At 63.8% G+C, this 9,997-nt stretch carries 12 protein-coding genes; 3 read left to right on the forward strand and 9 right to left on the reverse strand.

Features of this window, described 5'->3' with window-relative positions; all coding sequences use genetic code 11:
• The coding region (locus tag WA702_RS17295; protein WP_425111757.1) for a DNA gyrase subunit A at nucleotides 1-972 on the reverse strand (972 nt) is incomplete at its 3' end.
• 411 nt (nucleotides 973-1,383) lie between these two features.
• Between WA702_RS17295 and WA702_RS17300 the strand changes: the two genes are divergently transcribed.
• On the forward strand, nucleotides 1,384-2,214 hold the full coding sequence (locus tag WA702_RS17300; protein ID WP_425111758.1) for an alpha/beta fold hydrolase: 831 nt from the start codon (nucleotides 1,384-1,386) through the stop codon (nucleotides 2,212-2,214).
• A 685-nt stretch (nucleotides 2,215-2,899) separates the two neighbouring features.
• On the opposite strand, the gene WA702_RS17305 is transcribed toward WA702_RS17300, so the two are convergent.
• Entirely contained in the window at nucleotides 2,900-3,391 is a 492-nt protein-coding gene (locus WA702_RS17305; RefSeq protein WP_425111759.1) for a hypothetical protein, read from the reverse strand.
• Between the two features lie 731 nt (nucleotides 3,392-4,122).
• Here WA702_RS17305 and WA702_RS17310 point away from each other — a divergent pair.
• A complete protein-coding gene (locus tag WA702_RS17310; protein WP_425111760.1) occupies nucleotides 4,123-4,506 on the forward strand; it encodes a hypothetical protein in 384 nt (127 codons plus the stop codon).
• Nucleotides 4,490-4,708 carry a hypothetical protein gene (locus tag WA702_RS17315; RefSeq protein WP_425111761.1) on the forward strand — a complete coding sequence of 73 codons (219 nt, stop codon included), beginning with the start codon at nucleotides 4,490-4,492 and terminating at the stop codon, nucleotides 4,706-4,708. The genes WA702_RS17310 and WA702_RS17315 overlap by 17 nt, the downstream gene beginning before the upstream one ends.
• A 78-nt stretch (nucleotides 4,709-4,786) precedes the next feature.
• On the opposite strand, the gene recO is transcribed toward WA702_RS17315, so the two are convergent.
• The 7 genes from recO to WA702_RS17350 all read right to left on the reverse strand — a co-directional run.
• Entirely contained in the window at nucleotides 4,787-5,533 is a 747-nt protein-coding gene (recO, locus tag WA702_RS17320; protein WP_425111762.1) for a DNA repair protein RecO, read from the reverse strand.
• Between the two features lie 132 nt (nucleotides 5,534-5,665).
• Nucleotides 5,666-6,046, reverse strand: coding sequence for a hypothetical protein (locus tag WA702_RS17325; RefSeq protein ID WP_425111763.1), 381 nt, complete (start codon nucleotides 6,044-6,046; stop codon nucleotides 5,666-5,668).
• Nucleotides 6,047-6,054: 8 nt separating this feature from the next.
• Complete coding sequence (gene era / locus WA702_RS17330; protein WP_425111764.1) at nucleotides 6,055-6,984, reverse strand: GTPase Era; 930 nt, start codon at nucleotides 6,982-6,984, stop codon at nucleotides 6,055-6,057.
• A complete protein-coding gene (gene rnc / locus WA702_RS17335) occupies nucleotides 6,974-7,858 on the reverse strand; it encodes a ribonuclease III (RefSeq protein ID WP_425111765.1) in 885 nt (294 codons plus the stop codon). Before rnc ends, era begins: the two co-directional genes overlap by 11 nt.
• Nucleotides 7,855-8,616, reverse strand: coding sequence for a signal peptidase I (gene lepB, locus WA702_RS17340; RefSeq protein ID WP_425111766.1), 762 nt, complete (start codon nucleotides 8,614-8,616; stop codon nucleotides 7,855-7,857). The genes rnc and lepB overlap by 4 nt, the downstream gene beginning before the upstream one ends.
• A gap of 362 nt (nucleotides 8,617-8,978) precedes the next feature.
• Complete coding sequence (gene acpS / locus WA702_RS17345; RefSeq protein ID WP_425111767.1) at nucleotides 8,979-9,398, reverse strand: holo-ACP synthase; 420 nt, start codon at nucleotides 9,396-9,398, stop codon at nucleotides 8,979-8,981.
• Nucleotides 9,395-9,997 (reverse strand): pyridoxine 5'-phosphate synthase (locus WA702_RS17350; protein ID WP_425111768.1); only part of this gene is annotated, 603 nt, incomplete at its 5' end. The genes WA702_RS17350 and acpS, both read right to left, overlap by 4 nt.

The following is a 9,997-nucleotide window of genomic DNA, read 5'->3' on the forward strand; positions in this document are numbered from 1 at the left end:
CGATTCCATCATTAACGCGGGATCGACGTTCTTCGACTTCGGCTCGATGACGAGGCGAATGTCCTCGGCCGACTCGTCCCTGATGTCGCCGACCAGCGGCAGCTTCTTCTCGTTCAGGAGATCGGCGATCTTCTCGATCAGCCGCGACTTCTGCACCAGGAAGGGGATCTCGGTGACGACCACGATCCAGGTGCCGCGATTGCCCTCTTCCTGCCTCCACTTGGCGCGAACGCGGAACGAGCCGCGGCCGGTGGTGTAGGCGTCGGTGATCGCTTCCTTGGAGTCGATGACGGTGCCGCCGGTCGGAAAGTCTGGTCCCTTGACCCAGCGCATCAGCGCCTTCGACTTGGCGTCCGGCTTCTCGATCAGATGCAGCGCGGCGTCGCAGAGCTCGGCCGCGTTGTGCGGCGGGATCGAGGTTGCCATGCCCACGGCGATGCCCTGCGCACCATTGGCGAGCAGGTTCGGAAAGCCACCGGGCAGCACCGCCGGCTCCTTGGTCTGGCCGTCATAGTTCGGGCGAAACTCGACGCCGTCCTCGTCGATGCCATCGAGCAGGAGCCGCGCGACATCGGTCATGCGGGCTTCGGTGTAGCGATAGGCGGCGGCGTTATCGCCGTCGATATTGCCGAAATTGCCCTGGCCGTCGACCAGCGGATAGCGCGAGGAGAAATCCTGCGCGAGCCGCACCATGGCGTCGTAGATCGCCTGGTCGCCATGCGGATGGAACGAGCCCATCACGTCGCCGACGATCTTGGCCGACTTCTTGAAGGCGGTGCCGGGATCGAGCCGCAGCAGCCGCATGCCGTAGAGGATGCGCCGGTGCACGGGCTTGAGGCCGTCGCGCGCGTCGGGCAGCGCGCGGTGCATGATGGTCGAGAGCGCATAGGCGAGATAGCGCTCTTCCAGCGCGTCGCGCAGTGCGACCTCGTGAATTTCAGCCGGTTCCGGCGGCGGTGTGGCTTTGCCCATTAGCTTCGCGCTTTCAGCGGGTTAGGTCGTAAAAAATCGATGTCCTGGATCAGCTTTGGACCACGCTTTATGCGATCGGGCGGCGTGGTGCAAATCTCGTGCGGCCGCAGTGACATACCGGCATGCTGCGCACGGGCCTGGGTGCGGCGATTCGCAGGCGTTTCTTTTGCGGCAGCCACGCCCCGCGAATCACTCCGGCGCAAATTGCGCCGCACGCCGGTTGCTGTCGAGCCGGCCGGTCTTGCAAGGCCAGCGGCGGGCGCCATTGCGTGGCCTTGTCATCGACATCAGCTAAAGCGTTCAAGCGAGACCTGATCGCGGCAGACAATTCGGTCGAAGCTGCCGCGGTCGTCATTCCACCCCGTCCCTTGAAGGCGGCAAGTTCGATCCCGTGAGAAAGGCAAGTATCCGATGAGTTCAGGCTTCGTGACGACATCCGACGGCACCGAGATTTTCTACAAGGACTGGGGCAAGGGTCAGCCGATCGTGTTCCATCACGGCTGGCCGCTGTCGGCGGACGACTGGGACGCGCAGATGCTGTTCTTCCTCGACAAAGGCTTCCGCGTCATCGCCCATGACCGCCGCGGCCATGGCCGCTCCGGCCAGACCGAACATGGCAACGAGATGGACACCTACGCCGCTGACGTCGCCGCGCTCGCCGCCAAGCTCGACCTCAAGGAGGCCGTTCATGTCGGCCACTCCACCGGCGGCGGCGAAGTCGCCCGCTATGTCGCTGTTCACGGCAAGGGCCGCGTCGCCAAGGCCGTGCTGATCGGCGCGGTGCCGCCGATCATGGTGAAGTCGGACAACAACCCCGGTGGCCTGCCGCTCGAAGTGTTTGATGGTTTTCGCGCGGCGCTTGCCGCCAACCGCGCGCAATTCTTCCTCGATGTCCCGACCGGGCCGTTCTATGGCTTCAACCGTGCCGGCGCGAAGGTGTCGCAGGGTGTGATCCAAAATTGGTGGCGGCAGGGCATGATGGGCGGCACCAAGGCCAATTACGATTGTATCAAGGCGTTCTCGGAGACCGACTTCACCGAGGACCTCAAGGCGATCGACGTGCCGGTGCTGTTGATGCATGGTGAGGACGACCAGATCGTGCCGATCGACGATTCCGCGCGCATCGGGATCAAGCTGTTGAAGCACGGCACGTTGAAGACCTATCCGGGCCTGCCGCACGGCATGGCAACGACGCATGCCGACGTGATCAACGCAGATCTGCTGGCGTTCATCAAGGGGTGAACTACACACACAACGTCGTCCCCCGGCTTGACCGGGGGACCCAGTATCCAGAGACAGCCCTGATTGATCGAGAAGCCGCGGCGTACTGGATCGCCCGCCTTCGCGGGCGATGACACCTGTTAGTGTTGGCGACATTGCATCTCCGCGAGACATGCACCGACCTTCTCGCGACGCATTCGCGTCCGAGCTATCAACTACGATGTCCCTCTTTGTGCAGAGGGCGCAGGGAAGACCGGGCGCTGGCTGGCGCCCGCGGTCCGCGTGCAGTAAGAAAGCACGCGGCAGAACCACAGGCTCAGCCGAGAAACGCCCGGCCTTCCCTGCGCGATGGTTTCCACGGCTGCTTCGCGCTCCCCGGGGATCGGCTTTATTGCCCCCGTCATCCGCATGCTCGTCCCAACGCAGACTTAGCGCCCGCACCGCGACGCCAGGACCACACGACTTGACCGTGCGTACCGGATCGTTCGTCCACGTGATGAATCACGCTGCGACCCGCTACGCCCACCGCTCCCCGCCCCGCGTATCGTGACGATCGCGCGTACGCCCCTCATTTCGGGACAGGATGCACACCTCTAGCATGATTTCTGATAAAATGAAATAGGAATTTTCCGGTAAAGCGAATAGATTTCCCTCTCGCCATACCGCCGACCCGTCTAATCACCTCCGAGCGAAGGTTGGCCGGCAGTCACGATTCGCGCGCCTGCATGTCGGGCGAAGGCGGAGACTTCCGCCTCCTGCGGCCGGGCGGGGCTTCCGAGAGCACGCTACAAGAGAAGGCCTCGCGGCTCAAAAACCCTGCACCGCGAGAATGATGAGGAAGCCGCTGCTTCATTGCCTTCTTTGTCACCCAGACGTTTCTGCAATGGTTATACGTCCAGTGCATGGGATCAGTTAATTTTCCACCTGGAAGGCCAGAGATAGAATGGGCCACAATTCCGATGTCGGGACCGCGCATCACGATCCATTTCAGCTTCGTTCGCCGAAGCCAAACGCATTCGGCATAATATATGCCGAGATCGAAAATGATGTTCAGCCCATTCAGCGGCCCGATCCAAGGACGTGAAAAGGTCCGATATGCATCGCGAACGTCCTCGCTGTTGAAATCATCGAGCAGCAGGTCGGCATATTGCGGCAGCCAGCCCGACACCGCCATCAGCCCGGCATCTTCCAGATTCATACTGACATCGAATTTGGCAAAGAACCCGCGCAGCGCGTAAAGTCGCGATTCCTTGTTGGCAAAAAAATACTCTCGGTAGGCATTGCTGGCCTGACCGAGATTTTGCGGAGCAGGATCTCATTCGGGTGGCGCATACGCCGGATACGTTGCCAAGGCCTCGGCCAGCCGCACTTGCTCGTTCGTGGGTGGCGGAGGCCTGCGGCGAAACCAAGCGAACATCTTCCGGTTCCTAAAGACGATGACGCGAGATTTTTAGGGAGCATCGCTGACAACAGCAAGCCGGCCGAACCGATGGTCAGCCCTAGGCACACGCCCAATTGAGACTATCCTAACCGGCTGCTATCGCACGACCTCGGCTCCTTTCCGGGCTCAAGCAGCGATTCCCACACCACGCTTTCAACCTTCTCGCTCGACACACGTTACCTGCCGGAGAGCGCAAGGCTGGCCGCGGCCTCGATCGCCGATAGGGTGGCTCCCATGACGCTGTCGGCGGGCGCTGATTGGCATGCCGCAACTGGTGCCGCGGATTGGAGGTCTGCGCCTGCTCCGCCGCCCACTCGACTAATCAGTTGAACGTTTACAGAATCACAACCCTTCGCCATGATCGCTGATCGACTGCGGACCGGCGGGCCGATCCCCGCGCTTTTACGGCCGGAACTAGCCCTGCCCTGGGACGTTCTCTTCCTCAGTAGTCACCGCGTTGTTACCAACCCGCTAAGCATGAGACCTGAATGTCGCGCGTTGACGTCAACGCAAAGGGGGCAGGCAGCGGCCCTCCGGCACGCGCCCGCGCGTGGATCGAAAGCCTGGGACCCTATCAGTCCCTGCTGTTGCTGGTCGTACCGGCCTGCCTGGTCGAACCGATGAAGCTTGCCGCGCTGGCGGTCGCCGGCGAGGGCCACTGGATCACCGGAACCGGCCTGATCGTTGCGGCCTATGCCGCAAGCTTATTGCTGGTCGAACGTCTGTTCCTGATCGTCAAGCCGAAGCTACTGACACTTCCATGGTTCGCGTCGGTCTGGGCGCGGTTTGTCGCGCTGCGTGCGAAGGCCAAGAGATCAATCGGCTGGGGACGCGGGCGCCCCATGGAGAAGTCCCATGAAAGACTTCTCTGACGCCGCATTCTCTCCGGAAACCATCGCGCTGATGACCAAAGCGCTCAACGCCTCGATCGCGGCGCTGCCGGAGCCGGTCAGCTCGACCCATGTCAATTTGCTCGCCGAGGCCGTGCTGCGCGCTGCCAAGGAGGGCGAGCGCGATGTCACCGCGATCCAGCGGCTGGCGCTGCTCGAGCTGCAGATCATGCCCCGGATGTGAAATCCGAAAGCAGGAAGAGCGCGTCCTCGAACGCGCGTAGCGCTGTGCTTGCTGCTTTCCAACGACGCTTCGCGTCGGCTAGCCCTGCGCCAGCCGTGTCCGAATCCGTGCCACCGCGTTGATGAAGCCTTCGCGCGCGTCGGAATGTCCCTGCCCGCGCGGCTCCAGCACATGGCGCAGCAGAAACAGCCCGGTGAGGCGGAAGCCGTCGGCGAGGTCCTGGTCCGACCAGCCGGGAGGCTCATCGTGCTCGCGCAGGAAGGCCGGCAGCGGCAGCAGCCGGTCGCGCCATGGCTCGCCGGCGCTGCGCGAGACCGCGCCGCCGGATTTCGGCGAGACATAGATCAAATCGGTGGTCTCACCGGTTGCCGCGCAATTGCCGAGATCGAGCCCGAAGCCGAGCTCGGTCAGCATCGCGAGCTCGAACCTGATGATATGGACCGCGGCCTCGCCGGCCTGTTCGAAATCGTTCAGCGCGTATTCCAGTTGCGCGTAGATGTCCCCATGCGGGTCGCGCTCCGGCAGCAGCCGTACCAAGGCGGCCAGATGCGTCACGCCGTAGACGCCATGCGAGGCGGCGATCAGGTTCGCGGCGCGCAGCTCCAGCCCCTCGATCGCATACATGCCGAGATGCTCGTCGAGCCGGGCGCGCCACACCGCCCGCACCGTATTGCCCGGCTGCAGCACGGGCCGCATCCGCGCCCCGCTGGCGCCGCGCACCAGGCCGAGATGGCGGCCGTGCTCGCGCGTCAGCAGCTCGACGACGGCCGAGGATTCGCCATGCCGCCGCAAGCCCAGCACGATGCCCTCATCGGTCCATTCCATCGGTGTGTGTGCCTATCTTCATCGCCCCGCGATTCCTCCACCCGTCATTGCGAGCGAAGCGAAGCAATCCAGAGTCAGGAAGAAAGTCTGGATCGCTTCGTCGCCTTCGGCTCCTCGCAATGACGGCCCGCGTCACGCGTTGAACCAGCCGCGCGCGTCGCCGGTGAAGGAGTAGTACAGGCCGATCGTCACCAGGACGCTGGCGATGATCTCGATGCCGGCATCGAGCGTCATGTTGTTGTCCCGGAGGAACAGCGCGAGCGAGATGATCGTCAGCACCTCCACGGCCAGAATCACCCAGCGCGACCAGTTCTTGCGGCCATGAGCCGCCAGATAGACGAAGAATGCCATGGCCACAATCACGATGCCGTTCAGGATCGCCACAGCCATAATCGCCGAGTCGGGATTCTCAGGCGTCGGCGTGCGATCCTGCACCGCCACCGATATCGCATCCAGCATCAGCGAGATGTACATCAGGACTTCGAACCACAACACGTTCCTGGGCACGGACATTGTTATTGCTATTCCTTGGGGAATTCGAGGCCCATCTCGCGGTAGCGGTCCGGATCGTCGCCCCAGTTCTCGCGCACTTTGACGAACAAGAACAGATGCACGGTTGCCCCGGTGATCTCCGCAAGCTCCTCGCGCGACTTCGCGCCGATCGACTTGATGGTGGCGCCGGCCTTGCCGAGCACGATCTTGCGCTGACTGTCGCGCTCGACAAAGATGGTCTGCTCGATACGGATCGAGCCGTCCTTGCGCTCGGTCCAGCTGTCGGTCTCGACGGTCGACTGGTACGGCAGCTCCTGGTGCAGGTGCCCGTAGATCTTCTCGCGGGTGATCTCGGCCGCGAGCTGCCGCAGCGGCGCGTCCGACATCTGGTCCTCGGGATAATGGAACGGTCCCGGCGGCACCATCGCAGCCAGGGCGCGGCGCACATCGTCGACGCCGTCATTCGACAGCGCCGAGATCATGAAGGTGCGCGAAAACGCCAGCCGCTCGTTGGCATCGGCAACCAACGCCAGCAGCTTCTCGCGCGGCACCAGATCGACCTTGTTGACGACCAGGATCTTCTCATGCGCGACACCGGCCGCCTTGCTCAGGATCGCCTCGGCCTCGGCATCGATGCCCTTCTGAGCATCGAGCAGCACGCAGACCAGATCGGCATCATGCGCCCCGCTCCAGGCGGTCGTGACCATGGCGCGGTCGAGCCGCCGCTTGGGCGCGAAGATGCCGGGCGTGTCGACCAGAATGATCTGCGAGGCGCCCTCGATGACGATGCCGCGGATCAGCGCACGCGTGGTCTGCACCTTGCGCGAGACGATGGTGACCTTGGAGCCGACCAGCGCGTTGACCAGCGTCGACTTGCCGACATTCGGCGCCCCGATCAGCGCGACGAAGCCGCAGCGGGTTTCTGCCGGCACTGGCGTGGCCTGGGACTCATCCGTCATTGCTGCCGCCACTGACGCCTTCACGTTCGATCATGACTGATGCTGCGACCTTCTCGGCCGCGCGTTTGGAGCCGCCGATGCCCTCGGCCGGATCGAGGCCCGGCAGGTCGACGGCGACACGGAATTGCGGATCGTGATGCGGGCCGGTGCGTTCGACCTCGCGGTAAACCGGCGTCGGCAGGCCTTTGCCCTGAGCCCATTCCTGCAGCACCGTCTTGGGATCACGCAGCGGGCGGCGGGGCTTTCGCATCCGCTCAGTCCAGTTGCGTTCGACGAAGCCGACCGCAGCCTGATAGCCGCCGTCGAGGAAGATGGCGCCGATCACGGCCTCGCAGACGTCGCCGAGCACGGACTTGCGCAACCGCGCACCCGCGCCCGCCCCGACCGCGCCGAGTTTAATGTCTTCGAGCAGGCCGAGCGACTTCGCCACATCGGCGCAGCTTTCCTTGCGCACGAGGTCGGCGAGCCGCTTCGACAGTTCGCCCTCGTCGGCGCTCGGAAAGGCGCGGTAGAGCATGTCGGAGACGATCAGGCCGAGCACGTGGTCGCCGAGAAACTCCAGCCGCTGGTAGCTGTCACCGCGCTTCTTGCTCGACTTCAGCGCCGAGACATGGGTGAACGCCGTGGCCAGCAGCGAGGGATCGGCGAAGCCGTGGCCGATGCGCGCCTCGATCGCCGCGGTCGCCGCCTTCTCGCCGGCTTTCTCCGCCCCCTTCGCCTTGCCCTTGGCGCTGCTGCGGCTGCGCTTCTTCGCGACCGGCTGCCCGGCATCGCCGGACGCCGGCTCGGACGTTGCAGCGTCAGAGCCCGGGGCGTCAGGGTTGGGGGCGGTCGCCGCCTGTGTGGTCTGGATGTCGGTCGTATCGTCGATCATCGCACGATTTTGAACAGCCTGTTCCAGCGCACCGAACCCGGCCAGTGCCAGAACGCCCAGGCATGCTCACCTTCGGCAATGGAGAAAAAGATCATCTGGGCGCGGCCGACGATGTTCTCGAGCGGGACATAGCCCACAGCCGACAGCACGCGGCTGTCGGTCGAGTTGTCACGGTTGTCACCCATCATGAAGAAATGTCCCGGCGGCACCGTGTAGACATTGGTGTCGTCGTAAAAGCCATGGTCGACGCAATCGAGCGTCTCGTAACTGACGCCATTCGGCAGCGTCTCCTTCCAACGCTTCACCCGCGCGGTCGAATCGGCGGCGCCGCAGGGATCCTCACCGACGAAGTCGCTGAGCCGCTCGCGCTGCACCGGCGTGTCGTTGATGTAGAGCAGCCCGTCCTTCATCTGGATGCGGTCACCGGGCAGCCCGATCACGCGCTTGATGTAGTCGATATCGGTGTCCTTCGGCAGCCGAAACACGACGACATCGCCGCGGTTGGGCTCGGAGCCGAAAACGCGGCCGGAAAACAACGGCGGCGACAACGGAATCGAGAAATGGCTGTAGCCGTAGGAATATTTCGAGACGAATAGGTAGTCGCCGACCAAAAGCGTCGCCTTCATCGATCCCGACGGGATGTTGAAGGGCTGAAACAGGAAGGTCCGAATCACGAGCGCGATCAGGAGCGCATGAATGACGACGCGAACGGTTTCGCCGAGGCCATTCTCAGTCTTGGTTCCGGACGTCACGCTCATGCTTCTTCCAATGTCCCTTTGGCATTCCGCTTCTACCGAACCGACCTGCCCCTGCGCTACTAGACTCTCTCCGCAGCCCGTGGCGCGTCAGAGTCCTTCAGCTCCCGCTCACGACAGACTGTCCCGCTCGCGCGAACAGCCTGCCCATGCCGCGGTCGTTCCAAGAGGAGCCTGTCCTGATTCTGGTGGTCGAGGCCAACCCGGTGTGTGAACCCGAGTTTGCCCCATTGCAGCTTCTTGCTCGATCCGCGAACTTTTAAACGTTTGTTTTCGCGGGCGCAATCAACGGCCGCATCAAAAGTTGATAAGCCACTGATAAAAATGATATTTTTAGTTTTATGCCGGATCCGGACGTGCCCGCATCAGGGACTGCCCGCACTCTCGGCCGAAATGATGACGAAGGCCTGTGCCAATGGCCAGTCGTCGGTGATGGAGACGTCGATGCGGGCCTCGCATCCCCTGGGAGTCAGAGCCTTCAGGCGTGCCAGCGCACCGCCGGTCAGCCGCATGGTCGGACGGCCCCCCGGCAGGTTGACGACGCCCATGTCGCGCCACCAGACGCCCTGACGGATCCCGGTGCCCAGCGCCTTGGCGCAGGCCTCCTTGGCCGCGAAGCGCTTGGCATAGGTCGCGGCCACCATGTTCTCGTTCTTGGCCCGGCGCGCCGCCTTGGCGCGCTCGGCCTCGGTGAAAACGCGGTTGAGAAAGCGGTCGCCGTGGCGCTCCATCACCTTGGCGACCCGGCGAATGTCGATCAAATCGGAGCCGATACCAAGAATCATAGTTTGCGCCGCCCCCGATCCATCGCGGCGCGCATGTCGCGCACGCTCTCGGCCAGGCCGACGAACAACGCCTCCCCGACCATGAAGTAGCCGATGTTGAGCTCGACGATCTCGGGGAGTGCCGCAATGGTCTCGGCGGTGGCGTAATCGAGCCCATGGCCGGCATGGACCTCGAGCCCGGCCGAGCGGGCCAGCGCCGCGCCCTGCACGATGCGCTGCCACTCGGCGGCGGCCTTGGCGGTGTCGCCATCAGTGATGGCGTCGCACCAGGCGCCGGTGTGGATCTCGATCACGGGGGCGCGCAGCTTGGCCGCCATCTCGATCTGGCGCGGGTCGGCGGCGATGAACAGCGAGGTCCGGATGCCGGCATCGTTGAACCGGGCAATCACAGGGGCCAGCGCATTGTGCTGGCCGACCACGTCGAGGCCACCCTCGGTGGTCAGCTCCTGGCGCCGCTCAGGTACCAGGCAGACCGCGTGGGGCTTGGTGGCGAGCGCGATACCCACCATCTCGTCGGTCGCGGCCATCTCGAAATTGAGCGGCTTGGAAATCTCGGCCTTGAGCCGCGCCATGTCGGTGTCGCGGATATGGCGCCGGTC

It is taken from the genome of Bradyrhizobium sp. (genome assembly GCF_049798375.1).
Lineage (GTDB): Bacteria > Pseudomonadota > Alphaproteobacteria > Rhizobiales > Xanthobacteraceae > Bradyrhizobium.

What these genes read in the sequence shown, in the direction of transcription:
- WA702_RS17300 (WP_425111758.1), top strand. Translation starts at nt 1,384, where the DNA reads ATGAGTTCAGGCTTCGTGACGACATCCGACGGCACCGAGATTTTCTAC.
- WA702_RS17305 (WP_425111759.1), bottom strand. Translation starts at nt 3,391, where the DNA reads ATGAATCTGGAAGATGCCGGGCTGATGGCGGTGTCGGGCTGGCTGCCG.
- WA702_RS17310 (WP_425111760.1), top strand. Translation starts at nt 4,123, where the DNA reads ATGTCGCGCGTTGACGTCAACGCAAAGGGGGCAGGCAGCGGCCCTCCG.
- WA702_RS17315 (WP_425111761.1), top strand. Translation starts at nt 4,490, where the DNA reads ATGAAAGACTTCTCTGACGCCGCATTCTCTCCGGAAACCATCGCGCTG.
- recO (WP_425111762.1), bottom strand. Translation starts at nt 5,533, where the DNA reads ATGGAATGGACCGATGAGGGCATCGTGCTGGGCTTGCGGCGGCATGGC.
- WA702_RS17325 (WP_425111763.1), bottom strand. Translation starts at nt 6,046, where the DNA reads ATGTCCGTGCCCAGGAACGTGTTGTGGTTCGAAGTCCTGATGTACATC.
- era (WP_425111764.1), bottom strand. Translation starts at nt 6,984, where the DNA reads ATGACGGATGAGTCCCAGGCCACGCCAGTGCCGGCAGAAACCCGCTGC.
- rnc (WP_425111765.1), bottom strand. Translation starts at nt 7,858, where the DNA reads ATGATCGACGATACGACCGACATCCAGACCACACAGGCGGCGACCGCC.
- lepB (WP_425111766.1), bottom strand. Translation starts at nt 8,616, where the DNA reads ATGAGCGTGACGTCCGGAACCAAGACTGAGAATGGCCTCGGCGAAACC.
- acpS (WP_425111767.1), bottom strand. Translation starts at nt 9,398, where the DNA reads ATGATTCTTGGTATCGGCTCCGATTTGATCGACATTCGCCGGGTCGCC.